We start from the raw sequence: 17,905 nt of genomic DNA, 5'->3' as shown, positions 1-17,905 counted from the left end.
CGCGTTCTATTAAAGAAGCAGATCTGGATCAGACTTCGTCGGGGCTGCGCAGGTTGGTGACTGCGATTCGCTGTTCGCGGCGCTTTTCCTTCTCGGAAGGCATCTCGGCGCGGTAGACGCCTTGATCCCCAACGACCCAGGAAAGCGGACGACGCTCCTGTCCAATCGACTCTTGCAAGAGCATCAAGCCTTGCAGGAACGCTTCAGGACGGGGCGGGCAGCCAGGCACGTAGACGTCCACGGGCAGGAACTTGTCCACCCCTTGAACGACAGAGTAGATGTCGTACATGCCACCGGAGTTGGCGCACGAACCCATGGAGATAACCCATTTAGGTTCGAGCATTTGCTCGTAGAGACGCTGAATGATCGGCGCCATCTTGATGAAGCAGGTACCGGCGATAACCATGAAATCCGCCTGGCGCGGCGATGCCCGGATAACCTCGGCGCCAAAGCGCGCGATGTCGTGGGGCGCCGTGAAGGCGGTGGTCATTTCCACGTAGCAGCACGAAAGACCGAAGTTATACGGCCACAGGGAGTTCTTGCGCCCCCAGTTGATCGTGCCGTTAAGCACGTCTTCGAGCTTGCCCATGAAGATGTTTTTGTGGACTTGATCTTCTAACGGATCGGAAACGGTTTCCCGTTCGCCAATCGGATACTGCTCGTTAGGAGCATCGGGGTCGATCCTGGTGAGATTGTATTGCATTGCCAAAGCCTCATTGTTTCAGCTTCGCTTGCCGCTTACGACGAGCTTCCGGAGCCCAGTCAAGGGCGCCCACTCGGAATAGGTAGACAAGGCCTGCCAACAGAATTGCTATGAAAACGAGAGCTTCGACGAATCCGGTCCAGCCGCTTTCGCGGACGGACACAGACCATGCAAAGAGAAAGAGGGCTTCGATATCGAAGATCACGAAGAGCATCGCGACCAGATAGAATTTGGCTGAGAGCCGCAGACGGGCGCCACCTGTAGGCAGCATGCCGGATTCGAACGGTTCGTTTTTGCTGCGGCCCCAGGCTTTTGACCCGAGGAGGCTGGAGACGCCGAGCATGAAGGCGCAGAGGCCGACAACGCCCAGAAGGAAAATGGCAAAGCCCCAGTTGTGGGCCATGAGTCCTGTCGCTTCGGGCATGCTGGTAATCCTTAACAGAGAGCAAAGGTCTCTGAGCTTGAAAAGAAACAAAGCAGTGACGATATGTCGCAGCAATCAATCCCGCTGATTTTATGGCACAACACTCAGCAAGTAAAATTCCTATAGCGAAATTATTTACAGGAATAAGGACATAGCGCACCTCCAAAGTCCCCCAGCCCATGCGTTGCGGGCATTAGCCGGGTTTTCATCAATATTGTTTTGTAGGGAATGTAACGAACATAGTTGCGCCTGAATGATAATCAATATTGTTTGCGGTGGTTTTTAATCTGGTTATCCGGGTTGGGGCCGGGAAGTTGCCTTTTATATGCGCTACAGCAAGTAGTGAAGGCGACCTTTTTAGCGGATTTTTCTGACGGCGATACCGCTCTGGATCAATGTTTTCTTCGGGCGCCACCATCCCTGTGAGAGCCGGGCAAGCCCGGCTCTCACAGGATTTGGCGGTGTTCATTAAATCGCGGGCAAAAAAACGCCCCGAACCAGTCGGGGCGTCAGATGTGCGGCGTTGCGGTTAGCTTTCTAGTCGGTCCGCAGCGGCCGATCGTTCAGGCGAAGCAGATCAGTGGAACTGTTCTTCTTCAGTCGAACCGGTCAGTGCGGTTACCGAAGACGTGCCACCTTGAATCACAGTGGTCATGTCGTCGAAGTAGCCGGTGCCCACTTCCTGCTGGTGAGCCACGAAGGTGTAACCCTTGGCGGCGTCAGCGAACTCTTGCTCTTGCAGTTTCACGTAGGCAGTCATGTCGTTGCGGGCGTAGTCGTGCGCCAGGTTGAACATGCTGTGCCACATGTTGTGAATGCCGGCCAGGGTGATGAACTGGTGCTTGTAACCCATGGCGGACAGTTCGCGCTGGAACTTGGCGATGGTCGCGTCGTCCAGGTTTTTCTTCCAGTTGAAGGAAGGCGAGCAGTTGTACGACAGCAGTTGGTCCGGGTATTCCTTTTTGATCGCTTCAGCGAAGCGACGAGCCTCGTCCAGATCCGGCTTGGCGGTTTCGCACCAGATCAGGTCGGCGTACGGCGCGTAAGCCAGGCCGCGAGCGATGGCCTGGTCCAGACCGGCGCGCACTTTGTAGAAGCCTTCCTGGGTACGTTCGCCAGTCACGAATGGCTGGTCGTACGGGTCGCAGTCGGAAGTCAGCAGGTCAGCAGCGTTAGCGTCGGTACGGGCCAGGATGATGGTCGGCGTACCGGCAACGTCAGCTGCCAGACGGGCAGCGGTCAGCTTCTGTACAGCTTCCTGGGTAGGAACCAGTACCTTGCCGCCCATGTGGCCGCATTTTTTCACGGAAGCCAGTTGGTCTTCGAAGTGAACGCCAGCGGCGCCTGCTTCGATCATGCTCTTCATCAGCTCGTAAGCGTTCAGTACGCCGCCGAAACCGGCTTCAGCGTCAGCCACGATTGGAGCGAAGTAGTCGATGTAGCCTTCGTCGCCCGGGCCTTTGCCGGCTTTCCACTGGATCTGGTCAGCACGACGGAACGAGTTGTTGATGCGCTTGACCACGGTTGGAACGGAATCCACCGGGTACAGCGACTGGTCCGGGTACATCGATTCGGCGGAGTTGTTGTCCGCAGCAACTTGCCAGCCCGACAGGTAGATCGCCTGGATACCGGCTTTAACTTGCTGTACAGCCTGGCCGCCAGTCAGGGCGCCCATGCAGTTGACGAAATCTTTCTCGGGACGGAAGGATGGCTTGGCGCCCTGGGTGACCAGGTTCCACAGCTTTTCGGCGCCCATTTTTGCAAAGGTGTGCTCAGGTTGAACCGAGCCACGCAGGCGGACGACGTCAGCAGCGGAGTAAGCGCGAGTCACGCCTTTCCAGCGTGGGTTTTCAGCCCAGTCTTTTTCGAGGGCTGCAATTTGCTGTTCGCGTGTCAGTGCCATGGAGATAAACCTCGTCGCGTCTTTTACGGAAAGTTGTTCTGCGGTGGAAAATTCATGCGCTCGCTGACCAGAAGCTAGGTGGTCAAGTCGGATTTGGCGGGGGTGTCGACAGGATGAACGATGGGCTCGAGGGGAAGTGAGCAGGTAAGGGCAAACTGGCGAACGCATTGGGGCATCGTGGGCCTTGGTGCAAACATCAGTGTGAAGCCGGGTTACCTAATTACGCTTCCGTCCCTCGGGACAACTTCGTTCCAGTCGGCAACCTCGTCAAACACACCTTGTGGGCGGTACAGACACGAAGCGGCTCGCGGGGTAGGTGCGAGCATCGCTTCGAAGGCCCTTGCCAGGGCCCCTGATTAGCGGGAGCGAGGCCATCATGCCTTTGCTTTTTTCGATCGTCAAACGTTTTGTAGTGCTTTTTTTCAGGCACTACATCTTTGGTCTAATACGACTAATCAGTCAGTTTTCGGTGGTTTAGTCCAAAGTATCGACTTTCACCCGCAGGGTCATGTCATCCCGGCCCTGAGTAGCGTAGTTGCGGCTCGTGCCCTGTTTGTCGGCTTGGGTCTGGCGATTGACGCCGGCCAGCAGGATCCATTCGCCGAGGCGGCCCGTGACAGTTGTGTCGGTACTTTGCACGTTCACTACATCGGGACGTTCCTGGCTCATGCGGTCACGGTTGGTACTGATCGCCAAGTGAACGATGTCGCCGGTGACGCTGGCGGTGACGTAGAAACCTTGAGTGACGTTGCGGTATTCGGTTTGGCTGCGCAGATCACCGTAGGAATCGGTCTGTGAGCTGGTGAGTGGCACGCTTTGGCCGACCTGAATCAGGGCGGGGGTGCCTTCGCTGGCCTGAATCTGCTGGATGCCACCGTCACGGCTGTCGGTGCTGTAATTGATGATTCGGGTCTGGCTTGGCTTGGCACCGTTGACCGAGGCGCCCTGATCGCCTTGAAAGTTGTTTTCATTGGTGTCGACGGTAATCAGCAAGCGCTTGGCGGCGACGTCGAGTTGGCTGATCAGGGCTTTAAGTTCGTCGATCTTGCGTTGATCTGCGTTGACGATCAGCTGATTGCCATAGGCGCTGACCTGGCCTTCCTTGCCAATGAAATCCTGCGCCATGGGCAGCATGTCGGCGCTGGTGCGAAACTTGAGGGGCACGATCTCGGTGGCAGCCATGGCTGAAAAACTGCAGGTCAGCAACAGGGTGGTGAGCAGGGTGCGTAGGGACATATCCGTTATCTCCGACTTCTAATGCCTTGATAGTGCCAGTTTGTCGGCCCGGCGTGGTGCAAGTTGAATCGTAGACAGCAAAACGCCCCGGCATCCGAAAATGGCGGGGCGTTTTGTGGTGTTCTTGCGGGCCTCATCGTGAGCTCGCGATGGGGGGGGCTCGGTATCAAGCCGAGTGACGCACCATGTCCACATGCGGAATCCCGGCTTCCAGGAACTCCTCGCTGAGGATGTGAAAACCCAGGCGCTCATAGAACGCCGTGGCCTGCACTTGCGCGCTGAGCTGTTGCTGCTTCAGCCCGCGTTTCTCCGCTTCACCAATCACTGCATGCATCAGTGCATCGCCGACCTTCAGGCCACGCCAGTCCTTGAGCACCGAAACCCGGCCGATGTGACCATCGGGCAGCAGGCGAGCGGTGCCAATCGGGAAGTCGCCTTCGAAGGCCAGGAAATGCACCGCGGTGGCGTCATCGGCATCCCATTCCAGCTCAGGTGGAACGGATTGCTCGGCGATGAATACCGTCTCACGAATGCGCCGGATCTCGGCGATGTCCTTCTGCCAGTCTGCGACACGTACGTGAATTTTATTCATCAGCAAACCCCAGGCTGCCTTGCTTGATCAATTCGCAGATCAGGCCACGACCGTCTTCGTCAATCAGCCATTCGCCGAGGTTGTCGATGTGCAGCGCGTCAGCGGCGCAAATCATTTTCAGCAGTTCGCGCAACTTGCCCGGCAGGTAACGGCTCTGGCCGCTGGCGAACAGCAGCAGGTCGTCATCGACTTCGGACCAGGCGAGGCGGGCGCTTGGGTTGCGGATCAGAACGGCGCCTTGCTCAAGGCTGGCGAGCAGGTCGTCTTCCTCGATCTCTTCCGGGCCAACCACCAGTTCCGGGTAGCGCGGTTCGGTCATGTACTGGCCAAACCAGGTCAGCAGCAGGCGCTCGTCGCTCATGTGCTCGGCCAGCAGGCTTTTCAGGCGATCAAGGGCGTCGTGCTGGATCTGGTGTGGATCGACCGCAGGCAGGGCGTCGGCGTCGGTGTAACGCTCTTCGTCCGTCAGGAACTGGCTGAGGAAGTCAGTGAAGTGGGTCAGCACTTCAGCGGCGCTCGGCGCACGGAAGCCCACCGAGTACGTCATGCAGTCATCGACCGCGACGCCGCAGTGAGCCAGGCGTGGTGGCAAGTACAGCATGTCGCCCGGTTCCAGAACCCACTCTTCGGTGGCTTCGAATTCAGCGAGGATGCGCAGGTCTGCGTGGGGCAGCAGCTTGCTCTCGGCATCGCACATCTGGCCGATTTTCCAGTTGCGCTTGCCGTGGCCTTGCAGCAGGAACACGTCGTAGTTGTCGAAGTGCGGGCCGACGCTGCCACCGGGGGCGGCGAAGCTGATCATCACATCGTCTACGCGCCAGCTCGGCAGAAAGCGGAAGTTTTCCAGCAGTTCGCTGACTTCCGGCACAAACTGATCGACCGCTTGAACCAGCAGGGTCCAGTCACGTTCCGGCAGTTTGCTGAATTCGTCTTCGGCGAACGGGCCGCGGCGCAATTCCCATGGGCGCTCGCCGTTCTCGATCACCAGACGCGATTCGACTTCTTCTTCCAGCGCCAGGCCGGCCAGTTCGTCGGCGTCGATCGGGCTTTCGAAATCAGGAATCGCCTGGCGGATCAGCAGCGGTTTTTTCTGCCAGTAGTCGCGCAGGAATTCGCGCGCCGTGATGCCGCCCAGAAGTTGAAGAGGAATGTCAGGATTCATGTGTAACCTATTGAAAAAAACTACTTTTTAGACAGGAATAAAAACGCCCGGCGCGGCCGGGCGTCTCAAGCAGGTCCAGCGGTCAATCAGATACGTTTGGCTTGCTCTACAGCGTTGCCGATGTAGTTCGCCGGGGTGAGCAATTTCAGCTCGGCCTTGGCGGCGGCTGGCATGTCCAGGCCGTCGATGAAAGTCTGCAGCGCTTCTGGGCTGATGCCTTTGCCGCGGGTCAGTTCTTTCAGCTTTTCGTACGGGTTTTCGATGTTGTAGCGGCGCATCACGGTCTGGATTGGCTCGGCCAGCACTTCCCAGCAAGCGTCCAGGTCGGCGGCGATCTTTTGAGCGTTCAGCTCAAGCTTGCTGATGCCTTTGAGGCTGGCTTCGTACGCGATCACACTGTGGGCGAAGCCGACACCGAGGTTGCGCAGCACGGTGGAGTCGGTCAGGTCACGCTGCCAGCGGGAGATTGGCAGTTTGCTCGCCAAATGCTGGAACAGTGCGTTGGCGATGCCCAGATTGCCTTCGGAGTTTTCGAAGTCGATCGGGTTGACCTTGTGCGGCATGGTCGACGAACCGATTTCGCCAGCGATGGTGCGCTGTTTGAAATAACCCAGGGAGATGTAGCCCCAGATGTCGCGGTCGAAGTCGATCAGGATGGTGTTGAAGCGCGCAATCGCGTCGAACAGCTCGGCGATGTAGTCGTGCGGTTCGATTTGCGTGGTGTACGGGTTGAAACCCAGGCCCAGCTCGTCTTCGATAAAGGCGCGGGCGTTTTCTTCCCAGTCGATCTCAGGGTAGGCCGACAGGTGAGCGTTGTAGTTGCCGACAGCGCCGTTGATCTTGCCCAGCAGCGGTACGGCAGCGACCTGAGCGATTTGACGCTCGAGACGGTAAACCACGTTCGCCAGCTCTTTGCCCAGGGTAGTCGGCGAAGCCGGTTGACCGTGGGTACGCGACAGCATGGGTACGTCGGCAAAACGGATGGCCAGTTCGCGGATGGCTTCGGCGGTTTGGCGCATCAGCGGCAGCATCACGTCATCACGGCCTTCGCGCAGCATCAGGGCGTGGGACAGGTTGTTGATGTCCTCGCTGGTGCAGGCAAAGTGGATGAACTCGCTGACGGCAGCCAGTTCTGGCAGCTTGGCCGCTTGCTCTTTGAGCAGGTATTCGATGGCTTTGACGTCGTGGTTGGTGGTGCGCTCGATCTCTTTGACACGCTCGGCGTGCTCCAGAGCGAAGTTTTCCGCCAGGGTGTTCAGCACAGCGTTGGCTTCGGCGGAGAACGCCGGCACTTCGCTGATACCAGGGTGAGCGGCCAGGCGCTGGAGCCAACGCACTTCAACCAGAACGCGAGCACGGATCAGGCCGTATTCACTGAAAATCGGGCGCAGGGCCTGGGTTTTGCCGGCGTAGCGGCCGTCAACAGGGGAAACCGCAGTGAGCGAAGAAAGCTGCATGGGGTGTTCTCGGACAGTCGGGCAACGAAATGGGGCGCGTATCATACATGAAAAAATCCGTCGGTCCGTTGCCAACTGACCGGCGTATTACGCGTAATGCGGAGTAAAACTTGTCTGCGCGACTTATTCGTTACGCATCAAGGGGTAAAGCTCTTTCAACAATTTGCGTCGGCTGATCACCAGCTGCCAGCGATGACCGCCCAACTGCCGCCACAGGCGCGCCGAGCGAATTCCGGCCAGCAACAGGGCGCGGATTTTCGAGGCATTGCTTGGCTGTTGCAGGTTGCGCATGTCGCCGTGGACCTGAATCCGTTGGCGCAGCGTGCTCAGGGTGTCCTGGTACAGTGCGCCACACGCGGCGATCACGTTTTCGTGGGCCGGGCCGAAGTGTTCGACCTGGGATTGAATCTGCGGCAAGCGCTTGCCGATCACGTCCAGCATGTCGCCACGCTTGGCCAGTTGACGCTCCAGACCGAGCATCGCCAGGGCGTAACGCAAAGGTTCGCGTTGAAGGGCGCTCGGGTCGCGTTCAAGTGCGCCCACCAGCGCGCGATAACCTTCGCGCAGATTGAGGTCGTCACCGCCGTAGACTTCCAGCGTGTCCTTGGGGTCGCGAATCAGCAGGCTGCCGAGCATGCAGGTCAGGCCGGCTTCGGTGGTCTGGCCGGTCTTGGCAATCTTGTCGACGAGGACGGCAGCGAGAAACACGCCGCCCAGCGCCGTCAGTTGCTCCTGAGTCGGGCTCATTGTGGCTGGCCTTTGCTGGTCCACGGCTCGGCAATTTCGATAACGCCGCCACCCAGGCAGATTTCACCGTCGTAAAACACCACGGATTGCCCTGGGGTGACCGCGCGCTGCGGGTCATCGAAGGTCGCGCGGTAGCCGGTAGCGGTTTTCTCCAGCGTGCAGGGCTGGTCGCTTTGGCGATAGCGGACCTTGGCGGTCAACTTGCGCGGCTCGGTCAGATCAATCGGGTTGACCCAATAGATGTCCGAAGCGAGCAGGGCACGGGAGAACAGGTACGGGTGGTCATTGCCCTGGCCAACGATCAGTTCGTTGTGTTCCAGGTCCTTGATCAGCACGTACCACGGCTCGTCACTGGCGTCTTTCAAACCGCCGATGCCCAGGCCCTGACGCTGACCGATGGTGTGGTACATCAAGCCGTGGTGACGGCCGATCACTTCGCCTTCGGTGGTCTTGATCTCGCCGGGCTGCGCTGGCAGGTATTGCTTGAGGAAGTCGCTGAAACGACGTTCGCCGATAAAGCAGATACCGGTGGAGTCCTTTTTCTTAGCGGTCGCCAGTTCGTATTTCTCGGCAATCGCACGGACTTCAGGCTTTTCCAGCTCGCCGACCGGGAACAGGGTCTTGGCGATCTGTTCGCCGCCGACGGCGTGCAGGAAGTAGCTCTGGTCCTTGTTCGCGTCCAGGCCCTTGAGCAGTTCGGTGCGACCGTCGATATCGCGGCGGCGCACGTAGTGGCCGGTGGCGATCAGGTCGGCGCCGAGCACCATGGCGTAGTCGAGGAACGCCTTGAACTTGATCTCGCGGTTGCACAGGATGTCCGGGTTCGGCGTGCGACCGGCCTTGTATTCGGCCAGGAAGTGCTCGAACACGTTGTCCCAGTACTCGGCGGCGAAGTTGGCGGTGTGCAGCTTGATACCGATTTTGTCGCACACAGCCTGCGCATCCGCCAGGTCGTCCATGGCGGTGCAGTATTCCGTTCCATCGTCTTCTTCCCAGTTCTTCATGAACAGGCCTTCCACCTCATAGCCCTGCTCGATCAACAGGAGAGCGGAAACGGAAGAGTCCACGCCGCCGGACATGCCGACAATGACGCGCTTCTTTTGTGTGTCAGAAGGGGCTGGATCACGCATAGGGATTCAATGAGTGTCTTGAAAAAGGACGCGATTCTAGCAGGCTGGAGCCCGCAAGGCTAAAGAGAAGGGCGGATCAGTTCGAGACCGAAGTGATTGCCGTCCAGATAATCATCGATACAGCGGATGATTAGCTCACTGCGCCAGTTTGCGCGCTGTTCCAGCAATTCGTCACGCGTCAGCCACTTGGCGCCGACGATGCCGTCATCCAGCTGATAATCCGGGTGGTGTTTGAGCGGTTTTGCCGTGAAGCAGACACGCTGGTAAGTCACGCCGTTGCTCGGGGCGGTGTACAGGTAAATGCCGACTACACCGGTGGCTTCAACGTCCCAGCCGGTTTCTTCGAGGGTTTCGCGTACCGCGGCTTCGATCAGCGTTTCATTCGGGTCGAGGTGGCCGGCGGGTTGATTGAGTACGATACGGTCGTGCTTGAGTTCTTCGACCATCAGGAAGCGGCCATTGTCCTCGACGATGGTGGCGACGGTGATGTGGGGTTTCCAGTCCATGAAGCTTCCTCGATTTCCAAGGTGTAAATGCAGTTAAGTGTAGGAGTGAGCCTGAAAACACAAACCCCGGCGCTTGGCCGGGGTTTGTGATGCATCCTTACAACCTTAAACCAGCGCAGCAACCGCTGCGTTGAAGGTTGGGCTAGGGCGCATGGCCTTGCTGATCAGCTCGGCATTGGCGTGGTAGTAACCGCCGATGTCCACTGGCTTGCCCTGAACGGCGTTGAGCTCGGCAACGATGGTTGCTTCGTTCTCGGTCAGGGTTTTGGCCAGGGTCGCGAACTGCGCTTGCAGTGCAGCGTCTTCAGTCTGGGCGGCCAGGGCCTGAGCCCAGTACAGCGCCAGGTAGAAGTGGCTGCCGCGGTTGTCGATGTTGCCGACTTTGCGCGATGGCGACTTGTTGTTGTCCAGGAACTGGCCGGTGGCCTGATCCAGGGTCTTGGCCAGAACCAGCGCCTTAGGGTTGTTGTACGTCACACCCAGGTGCTCAAGGGACGCGGCCAGGGCCAGGAACTCGCCCAGGGAATCCCAACGCAGGAAGTTTTCTTCCAGCAGCTGTTGCACGTGCTTCGGCGCCGAACCGCCAGCGCCGGTTTCGAACAGGCCGCCGCCATTCATCAGCGGAACGATCGACAGCATCTTGGCGCTGGTGCCCAGTTCCATGATCGGGAACAGGTCAGTCAGGTAGTCGCGCAATACGTTGCCGGTCACCGAGATGGTGTCCTTGCCTTCGCGAGTGCGTTGCAGGGTGAACTTCATCGCGTCGACAGGCGCCATGATCTGGATGTCCAGGCCGGCCGTGTCGTGATCCTTCAGGTAAGCCTGAACTTTCTCGATCACTACGCCATCGTGGGCGCGCATCGGGTCCAGCCAGAAAATCGCCGGAGTGCTGCTGGCGCGAGCACGGTTGACGGCCAGTTTGACCCAGTCCTGGATCGGCGCGTCTTTGGTCTGGCACATGCGGAAGGTGTCGCCGGCTTCAACCGACTGTTCCAGCAGGGTGCGACCGGCGCTGTCGGAAACCCGAACCACACCGTTGGTCTTGATCTGGAAAGTCTTGTCGTGCGAACCGTACTCTTCGGCTTTCTTCGCCATCAGGCCAACGTTTGGCACGCTGCCCATGGTGGTTGGGTCGAAAGCACCGTTGACTTTGCAGTCTTCGATCACGGCCTGGTAGATGGTTGCGTAGCAGCGATCCGGGATCACCGCCTTGGTGTCGTGCAGCTGGCCGTCGGTGCCCCACATTTTGCCGGAGTCACGGATCATGGCTGGCATCGAGGCGTCGACGATGACGTCGCTCGGCACGTGCAGGTTGGTGATGCCTTTGTCGGAGTTGACCATGGCCAACGACGGACGAACGGCGTAGACCGCCTGGATGTCCGCTTCGATCTGCGCTTGCTGCTCAGCCGGCAGGGCTTTGATGCGAGCGTACAGGTCGCCGATGCCGTTGTTCAGGTTGAAGCCGATCTGCGCCAGCACGTCAGCGTGCTTGGCCAGTGCGTCTTTATAGAACTCGGCAACGATCTGGCCGAACATGATCGGGTCGGAGACCTTCATCATGGTGGCTTTGAGGTGAACCGACAGCAGCACGCCCTTGGCTTTGGCGTCTTCGATCTCGGCAGCGATGAAGCTGCGCAGAGCGTTTTTGCTCATGACCGCGCAATCGAGGATCTCACCGGCTTGTACGGTGGTTTTTTCTTTCAGGACGGTGGTGGTGCCGTCTTGAGCGATCAGTTCGATTTTGACGGCGTCAGCGGCTTCGATCAGGGCGGCTTTTTCGCTGCCGTAGAAATCGCCGGCGCTCATGTGCGCAACGTGAGACTTGGAGTCTTTAGCCCAAGCGCCCATTTTGTGCGGGTGCTTGCGAGCGTAATTCTTGACCGACAGCGGTGCGCGACGATCGGAGTTGCCTTCGCGCAGAACCGGGTTTACGGCGCTGCCCTTGATCTTGTCGTAGCGCGACTTGGCGAGCTTGTCGGCGTCGCTGGTCACGGTTTCCGGGTAGTCAGGAACGGCGAAGCCCTGGGCTTGCAGTTCTTTGATGGCGGCTTGCAGCTGCGGTACCGAAGCACTGATGTTCGGCAGCTTGATGATGTTGGCTTCAGGCGTAACAGCCAGGTCGCCCAGTTCGGCGAGGTGGTCGGCTACGGCTTTATCACCCAGTTGCTCGGGGAAGCTGGCCAGAATGCGTCCTGCAAGAGAGATATCGCGGGTTTCAACGGCGATATCGGCCGAGGCGGTGAAGGCCTCTACGATAGGCAACAGTGAATAGGTGGCGAGGGCTGGGGCTTCGTCGGTGAAGGTATAGATGATCTTCGAGCGGGTGGGCATATTCGGATTAACTCTCTCTTCTTTGCTAAAGCGTGCGCAGAAACTCGAGGGGCGCCGGGTAAGCGCGTTCGTTCAAAGTCATCCATGAGCCGAATATCGAGGTTTCGTTGCTGTGATGTTGGGTGCATCAGTAGGGCGTCAAGCATTCGGACTGCGGTAACAGACCGGCTTATAGGGCGGAAAGTCTCGTCATAGAGCCTCTCCACCGTCGTGACCCTTTAGTCAGCGGCGGCATTATACATAGGTAGCTGGCAATCTGCCGATGGTTCATGAGTAAGGAATATCGTCCATTGGTCTAAAGGTCGCAGGGGCGAGTGGGGCGTAGAGTCGTTCGTCGTGCTCGACTTTGGCGCTTTTCCCTTTGCTTTCAGGCTTGTAGCCCGCGAGGAATGCAGCTTTGCGGCAGATGGATGGAACATAGGGTTTGCGCGCCGATTTAACTGGGTTACGCTCGAACGAAGCCAGATGTTCAATCCAAACAATGGAGTTCAGCATGGGATACAAGAAGATTCAGGTTCCAGCAGTCGGCGACAAAATCACCGTCAACGCGGACCATTCTCTCAATGTTCCTAACAACCCGATCATCCCCTTCATCGAAGGCGATGGTATTGGTGTTGATATCAGCCCGGTCATGATCAAGGTTGTCGATGCTGCTGTTAAGAAGGCTTACGGCGGCGAGCGCAAAATTTCCTGGATGGAAGTCTACGCCGGGGAAAAAGCGACTCAGGTTTACGATCAGGACACCTGGCTACCCCAGGAAACCCTGGACGCAGTTAAAGATTACGTGGTTTCCATCAAGGGCCCTCTGACCACCCCGGTCGGTGGCGGCATCCGTTCCCTGAACGTGGCCCTGCGTCAGCAACTCGACCTTTATGTGTGCCTGCGCCCTGTGCGCTGGTTCGAAGGCGTGCCTAGCCCGGTGAAAAAGCCAGGCGACGTCGACATGACGATTTTCCGTGAGAACTCGGAAGACATCTATGCCGGTATCGAGTGGAAAGCCGGTTCGCCGGAAGCAACCAAAGTCATCAAGTTTCTTAAAGATGAAATGGGTGTCACCAAGATCCGTTTCGACGAAAACTGCGGTATCGGCATCAAGCCGGTTTCGCTGCAAGGCACCAAGCGCCTGGCGCGCAAGGCCCTGCAGTATGTGGTCGACAACGACCGCGACTCGCTGACCATCGTGCACAAAGGCAACATCATGAAGTTCACCGAAGGTGCCTTCAAGGAATGGGCCTACGAAGTGGCGGCTGAAGAGTTCGGCGCGACCCTGCTCGACGGCGGTCCGTGGATGCAGTTCAAGAACCCGAAAACCGGCAAGAACGTCATCGTCAAGGACGCCATCGCCGACGCCATGCTCCAGCAGATCCTGCTGCGCCCGGCCGAATACGATGTGATCGCGACCTTGAACCTGAACGGCGACTACCTCTCCGACGCCCTGGCGGCGGAAGTGGGCGGTATCGGTATCGCGCCGGGTGCCAACCTGTCCGACACCATTGCCATGTTCGAAGCGACCCACGGTACTGCGCCGAAGTACGCCGGCAAGGACCAGGTCAACCCGGGCTCGCTGATCCTGTCTGCTGAAATGATGCTGCGTCACATGGGCTGGACCGAAGCGGCCGACCTGATCATCAAGGGCACCAACGGCGCGATTTCCGCCAAGACCGTGACCTATGACTTCGAACGCCTGATGGACGGCGCGAAGCTGGTGTCGTCTTCCGGCTTTGGTGATGCACTGATCTCGCATATGTAAGCGAGCTGGTACAAAAAAAACCGCCCTCGGGCGGTTTTTTCATGTCTGAATGCCGGTTGCGTCAGTTCGATACCGTCTCCTGCTGGGTGGCGGGAGCGACTGGTTCGCTCACTGACGGGGCGGCCCCAATGTTTACGGCGTGCAGTCCCTTGGGGCCTTGAACGATCTCGAAGTAAACGACCTGTCCGGCCTTGAGGGTCTTGTAGCCCTCCATCTTGATGGCCGAATAGTGGGTAAAGAAATCGATTTCCTTGCCATCCTCATCACGACCTTCTCTGGCGTCGGTGTTAATGAAACCGAATCCCTTGGCGTTGTTGAACCATTTCACCTTGCCGACTGCCATGCTCATATCCCTCTGCAACAGACTCCATCACTGGAGTATCATCCAGTACATCCGCAGTCTAATCTTGGAATTAAGATTGACTCCGCGGACCTTTTTTACCCACTGTGGGCTCTATTGGTTGTAACACCGTTTTCCCGATAGTCAAGGTGACCGGGCGGTCGGTGTTGAAATCGTCCCTGGGCGCCCCCACCACTGTATTAGCACAACTGACGAACCTTTCTTTCCATGCATGCAATCAGCCAGATTCGACTAACATTCAATCAGGATCATCCTGATTCACACGACGACGATTCAGCGGGTATTGCTGTTCAGGAGGCAAAGCCTGCGTTACAGGCGCCGCCGATGTACAAGGTGGTTTTGTTCAACGATGACTACACACCGATGGATTTCGTCGTCGAAGTGCTCGAGGTGTTTTTTAACCTGAATCGGGAGCTGGCGACCAAGGTCATGCTGGCCGTCCATACAGAAGGGCGGGCAGTATGTGGAGTGTTTACCCGCGACATCGCCGAGACAAAGGCCATGCAGGTCAACCAGTACGCCAGGGAAAGCCAGCATCCGCTACTCTGTGAAATCGAGAAGGACGGTTAATCGCCGACCACTTGGGTATGAGGTGAAGCTATGTTAAACCGCGAGCTCGAAGTCACCCTCAATCTAGCCTTCAAGGAGGCCCGTTCGAAGCGTCATGAGTTCATGACCGTCGAACATCTCCTGCTGGCCCTATTGGACAATGAGGCTGCCGCCACTGTTTTGCGTGCGTGCGGCGCAAACCTCGACAAACTCAAGCATGACCTGCAGGAGTTCATCGACTCCACCACGCCATTGATCCCTGTCCATGACGAGGATCGTGAAACCCAGCCAACCCTGGGCTTCCAGCGTGTACTGCAACGTGCTGTTTTTCACGTACAGAGCTCGGGCAAACGCGAAGTGACTGGCGCCAACGTGCTGGTCGCGATCTTCAGTGAGCAAGAGAGTCAGGCAGTGTTCCTGCTGAAACAGCAGAGCGTTGCGCGCATCGATGTCGTCAACTACATCGCCCATGGCATTTCCAAAGTGCCCGGGCATGGCGATCACTCTGAAGGTGAGCAAGATATGCAGGACGACGAGGGCGGTGAGTCTTCATCTTCAGGCAATCCTCTGGATGCTTATGCCAGCAACCTCAACGAACTCGCGCGCCAGGGTCGAATCGATCCATTGGTAGGCCGTGAGCTGGAAGTCGAACGCGTCGCACAGATTCTGGCGCGCCGTCGTAAAAACAATCCGCTGTTGGTGGGCGAGGCGGGCGTGGGTAAAACCGCGATTGCCGAAGGCCTGGCCAAACGCATTGTCGACAACCAGGTGCCGGATTTGCTGGCCAACAGCGTGGTGTATTCCCTCGACTTGGGCGCCTTGCTGGCCGGGACCAAATACCGTGGTGATTTCGAGAAGCGCTTCAAGGCGCTGCTCAATGAGCTGAAAAAACGTCCGCAGGCGATCCTGTTCATCGACGAAATCCACACCATCATCGGTGCGGGTGCTGCGTCCGGTGGCGTCATGGATGCCTCGAACCTGCTCAAGCCGCTGCTGTCCTCGGGTGATATCCGTTGCATCGGCTCGACCACGTTCCAGGAATTCCGCGGGATCTTCGAGAAGGACCGTGCCCTGGCACGACGCTTCCAGAAGGTCGATGTGTCGGAGCCTTCGGTGGAAGACACCATTGGCATCCTGCGCGGCCTGAAAGGGCGTTTCGAAGCGCACCACAACATCGAATACAGTGATGAGGCGCTACGTGCGGCGGCTGAACTGGCTTCGCGCTATATCAATGACCGGCACATGCCGGACAAGGCGATCGACGTTATCGACGAGGCGGGCGCCTATCAGCGTCTGCAGCCAATCGAGAAGCGTGTGAAGCGCATCGAGGTGCCTCAGGTCGAGGACATCGTGGCGAAAATCGCCCGGATTCCGCCTAAGCACGTCACCAGCTCCGACAAAGAGTTGCTGCGTAACCTTGAGCGTGACCTGAAGCTGACCGTATTTGGCCAGGATGCTGCCATCGACTCGTTGTCGACGGCGATCAAACTGTCCCGTGCGGGCCTCAAGTCGCCTGACAAGCCTGTCGGTTCGTTCCTGTTCGCAGGGCCTACCGGTGTCGGTAAAACCGAAGCGGCGCGTCAACTGGCCAAGGCGTTGGGCATCGAACTGGTTCGCTTCGACATGTCCGAGTACATGGAGCGCCACACCGTATCGCGTCTGATCGGTGCACCTCCAGGCTACGTCGGGTTCGATCAGGGCGGTCTGCTGACCGAAGCCATCACCAAACAGCCTCACTGCGTGCTGTTGCTCGATGAGATCGAGAAGGCGCATCCGGAAGTCTTTAACCTGCTGCTGCAGGTCATGGACCACGGTACGCTGACCGATAACAACGGGCGCAAGGCGGATTTCCGTAACGTGATCGTCATCATGACGACCAACGCCGGTGCCGAAACAGCGGCGCGTGCTTCGATCGGTTTCACCCATCAGGACCACTCGTCCGATGCGATGGAAGTGATCAAGAAGAGCTTTACGCCAGAGTTCCGCAACCGTCTGGACACCATTATCCAGTTTGGTCGCCTCAGCCATGAGGTCATCAAAAGCGTGGTGGACAAGTTCCTTACCGAGCTTCAGGCGCAGTTGGAAGACAAGCGCGTGCAGCTGGAAGTGACGGACGCAGCGCGCGGCTGGCTGGCAGTGGGTGGCTACGACACGGCAATGGGTGCTCGTCCAATGGCGCGTTTGATCCAGGACAAGATCAAGCGTCCACTGGCCGAAGAGATCCTCTTTGGCGAACTCGCCGACCATGGTGGCGTGGTGCATATCGATCTGAAGGATGGCGAGCTGACCTTCGAGTTCGAGACCACGGCTGAGATGGCCTGACGGCTGTTGATCTGTTGTAAAGCGAAAGGCGCCTTCGGGCGCCTTTTTGCTGTTTGGGGTTTGGGGGGGTGGGTGTATATCCGTTGGTGCGGTAACGGCGGCTGGCGGTTTCGCCCTTACGGCGACTCACTTTTTTTACAAACGCCTAAAAAAAGTAAGCAAAAAAACGCTTGCTCCTACGTTCGGCCCACTCGCTGGGGCTCGGGGTTCCTTCGCTCCGGGATCCATCCGGGGGGCATCGCCTCCGGTTTGCTTCGCTGCACCTCCTCTCGATGTGTTCGACTTCGTCGAACGGTCGCTGCGCTCCCACCCCGGATGAATCCCTCCCCTCAGCCTTCCGATGTCGCCCGTGGATCAAGATCAAGAGCTGCAGCCGAGCTAACGCTCATCCTGTTGAGTGGTGAGAAGCACATGCACACCCATCCCCTGTAGGAGCTGTCGAGTGAAACGAGGCTGCGATCTTTTGATCTTTCGCCCCTTCGGCAGGCCGAGCGTAGGTGTCCATCAGGGGGTTAGGCGGCACACATCGAGAGGAGGTCGTCGCGAAGCAGACCGGAGGCGATGCCCCCTGATGGACACCGTAGCGAGGGTACGCGGAGCCTCAGCGAGGCGCCGTACGCCGGGGCGAAGACTTTTTGGTTACTTTTGAGGCGTTCCCTCCGTGTCAGGCTACCTGTCGCCCTTGTTGATTGACTCACTCATGCAAGAGGGCGAAGGTGTTTAGCAATGTCC

The 17,905-nt window shown here is 58.2% G+C and carries 16 protein-coding genes; 3 read left to right on the top strand and 13 right to left on the bottom strand.

The genetic code is table 11. From position 1 onward, the window contains the following. Window positions 1-28: 28 nt before the first annotated feature. From SB725_RS28165 to SB725_RS28110, 12 genes are all read right to left on the bottom strand, one after another. On the bottom strand, window positions 29-703 hold the full coding sequence (locus tag SB725_RS28165; RefSeq protein WP_007946424.1) for a NuoB/complex I 20 kDa subunit family protein: 675 nt from the start codon (window positions 701-703) through the stop codon (window positions 29-31). A gap of 10 nt (window positions 704-713) precedes the next feature. Beyond that, window positions 714-1,127 (bottom strand): NADH-quinone oxidoreductase subunit A, encoded by a 414-nt coding sequence (locus SB725_RS28160; protein ID WP_003223812.1) that lies wholly within the window; start codon window positions 1,125-1,127, stop codon window positions 714-716. Between the two features lie 577 nt (window positions 1,128-1,704). Then, window positions 1,705-3,030 (bottom strand): isocitrate lyase, encoded by a 1,326-nt coding sequence (aceA, locus tag SB725_RS28155; RefSeq protein WP_027925113.1) that lies wholly within the window; start codon window positions 3,028-3,030, stop codon window positions 1,705-1,707. A 474-nt stretch (window positions 3,031-3,504) separates the two neighbouring features. After that, complete coding sequence (locus tag SB725_RS28150; RefSeq protein ID WP_027925114.1) at window positions 3,505-4,266, bottom strand: secretin N-terminal domain-containing protein; 762 nt, start codon at window positions 4,264-4,266, stop codon at window positions 3,505-3,507. 166 nt (window positions 4,267-4,432) lie between these two features. Beyond that, window positions 4,433-4,858, bottom strand: coding sequence for a GNAT family N-acetyltransferase (locus SB725_RS28145; protein WP_027925115.1), 426 nt, complete (start codon window positions 4,856-4,858; stop codon window positions 4,433-4,435). Beyond that, window positions 4,851-6,020 (bottom strand): cupin domain-containing protein, encoded by a 1,170-nt coding sequence (locus SB725_RS28140; protein ID WP_027925116.1) that lies wholly within the window; start codon window positions 6,018-6,020, stop codon window positions 4,851-4,853. The genes SB725_RS28145 and SB725_RS28140 overlap by 8 nt, the downstream gene beginning before the upstream one ends. An 86-nt stretch (window positions 6,021-6,106) precedes the next feature. After that, window positions 6,107-7,477, bottom strand: coding sequence for an adenylosuccinate lyase (purB, locus tag SB725_RS28135; RefSeq protein WP_027925117.1), 1,371 nt, complete (start codon window positions 7,475-7,477; stop codon window positions 6,107-6,109). Window positions 7,478-7,600: 123 nt separating this feature from the next. Beyond that, complete coding sequence (gene hflD / locus SB725_RS28130) at window positions 7,601-8,224, bottom strand: high frequency lysogenization protein HflD (RefSeq protein WP_027925118.1); 624 nt, start codon at window positions 8,222-8,224, stop codon at window positions 7,601-7,603. After that, the gene (mnmA, locus tag SB725_RS28125) at window positions 8,221-9,354 is read right to left on the bottom strand and encodes a tRNA 2-thiouridine(34) synthase MnmA (protein WP_027925119.1); all 1,134 of its coding nucleotides are present in this window, start codon (window positions 9,352-9,354) and stop codon (window positions 8,221-8,223) included. Before mnmA ends, hflD begins: the two co-directional genes overlap by 4 nt. A 59-nt stretch (window positions 9,355-9,413) precedes the next feature. Next, entirely contained in the window at window positions 9,414-9,860 is a 447-nt protein-coding gene (locus SB725_RS28120) for an NUDIX hydrolase (protein WP_027925120.1), read from the bottom strand. Between the two features lie 105 nt (window positions 9,861-9,965). Beyond that, the gene (locus tag SB725_RS28115; protein WP_027925121.1) at window positions 9,966-12,191 is read right to left on the bottom strand and encodes an NADP-dependent isocitrate dehydrogenase; all 2,226 of its coding nucleotides are present in this window, start codon (window positions 12,189-12,191) and stop codon (window positions 9,966-9,968) included. 267 nt (window positions 12,192-12,458) lie between these two features. Next, window positions 12,459-12,686: a hypothetical protein gene (locus tag SB725_RS28110; protein WP_032833628.1), complete on the bottom strand. Its 228-nt coding sequence runs from the start codon at window positions 12,684-12,686 to the stop codon at window positions 12,459-12,461. Here SB725_RS28110 and icd point away from each other — a divergent pair. Continuing rightward, a complete protein-coding gene (gene icd, locus SB725_RS28105) occupies window positions 12,685-13,941 on the top strand; it encodes an NADP-dependent isocitrate dehydrogenase (RefSeq protein ID WP_027925122.1) in 1,257 nt (418 codons plus the stop codon). The two genes, SB725_RS28110 and icd, sit on opposite strands and share 2 nt — an antisense overlap. A gap of 61 nt (window positions 13,942-14,002) precedes the next feature. Here the strand turns inward: icd and SB725_RS28100 are convergent, their stop codons facing one another. After that, window positions 14,003-14,284 (bottom strand): cold shock domain-containing protein, encoded by a 282-nt coding sequence (locus SB725_RS28100; RefSeq protein ID WP_027925123.1) that lies wholly within the window; start codon window positions 14,282-14,284, stop codon window positions 14,003-14,005. Window positions 14,285-14,509: 225 nt separating this feature from the next. Between SB725_RS28100 and clpS the strand changes: the two genes are divergently transcribed. Continuing rightward, complete coding sequence (gene clpS, locus SB725_RS28095; protein ID WP_027925124.1) at window positions 14,510-14,872, top strand: ATP-dependent Clp protease adapter ClpS; 363 nt, start codon at window positions 14,510-14,512, stop codon at window positions 14,870-14,872. 30 nt (window positions 14,873-14,902) lie between these two features. Then, window positions 14,903-17,173, top strand: coding sequence for an ATP-dependent Clp protease ATP-binding subunit ClpA (gene clpA / locus SB725_RS28090; RefSeq protein ID WP_027925125.1), 2,271 nt, complete (start codon window positions 14,903-14,905; stop codon window positions 17,171-17,173). Window positions 17,174-17,905 lie beyond the last annotated feature (732 nt).

The organism is Pseudomonas sp. SIMBA_041 (assembly GCF_046535095.1).
In the GTDB taxonomy this organism is placed as follows: Bacteria; Pseudomonadota; Gammaproteobacteria; order Pseudomonadales; family Pseudomonadaceae; genus Aquipseudomonas; species Aquipseudomonas mucoides.
Note: the sequence above shows the minus strand (reverse complement) of the source record. Positions and strands in the feature narration are given on the sequence as shown.

Coding starts and splice junctions, on each gene's coding strand:
- aceA (WP_027925113.1), bottom strand. CDS start 3,030: ATGGCACTGACACGCGAACAGCAAATTGCAGCCCTCGAAAAAGACTGG.
- clpA (WP_027925125.1), top strand. CDS start 14,903: ATGTTAAACCGCGAGCTCGAAGTCACCCTCAATCTAGCCTTCAAGGAG.
- SB725_RS28120 (WP_027925120.1), bottom strand. CDS start 9,860: ATGGACTGGAAACCCCACATCACCGTCGCCACCATCGTCGAGGACAAT.
- purB (WP_027925117.1), bottom strand. CDS start 7,477: ATGCAGCTTTCTTCGCTCACTGCGGTTTCCCCTGTTGACGGCCGCTAC.
- SB725_RS28115 (WP_027925121.1), bottom strand. CDS start 12,191: ATGCCCACCCGCTCGAAGATCATCTATACCTTCACCGACGAAGCCCCA.
- SB725_RS28140 (WP_027925116.1), bottom strand. CDS start 6,020: ATGAATCCTGACATTCCTCTTCAACTTCTGGGCGGCATCACGGCGCGC.
- mnmA (WP_027925119.1), bottom strand. CDS start 9,354: ATGCGTGATCCAGCCCCTTCTGACACACAAAAGAAGCGCGTCATTGTC.
- icd (WP_027925122.1), top strand. CDS start 12,685: ATGGGATACAAGAAGATTCAGGTTCCAGCAGTCGGCGACAAAATCACC.
- SB725_RS28145 (WP_027925115.1), bottom strand. CDS start 4,858: ATGAATAAAATTCACGTACGTGTCGCAGACTGGCAGAAGGACATCGCC.
- SB725_RS28165 (WP_007946424.1), bottom strand. CDS start 703: ATGCAATACAATCTCACCAGGATCGACCCCGATGCTCCTAACGAGCAG.
- SB725_RS28150 (WP_027925114.1), bottom strand. CDS start 4,266: ATGTCCCTACGCACCCTGCTCACCACCCTGTTGCTGACCTGCAGTTTT.
- SB725_RS28110 (WP_032833628.1), bottom strand. CDS start 12,686: ATGCTGAACTCCATTGTTTGGATTGAACATCTGGCTTCGTTCGAGCGT.
- SB725_RS28100 (WP_027925123.1), bottom strand. CDS start 14,284: ATGGCAGTCGGCAAGGTGAAATGGTTCAACAACGCCAAGGGATTCGGT.
- clpS (WP_027925124.1), top strand. CDS start 14,510: ATGCATGCAATCAGCCAGATTCGACTAACATTCAATCAGGATCATCCT.
- SB725_RS28160 (WP_003223812.1), bottom strand. CDS start 1,127: ATGCCCGAAGCGACAGGACTCATGGCCCACAACTGGGGCTTTGCCATT.
- hflD (WP_027925118.1), bottom strand. CDS start 8,224: ATGAGCCCGACTCAGGAGCAACTGACGGCGCTGGGCGGCGTGTTTCTC.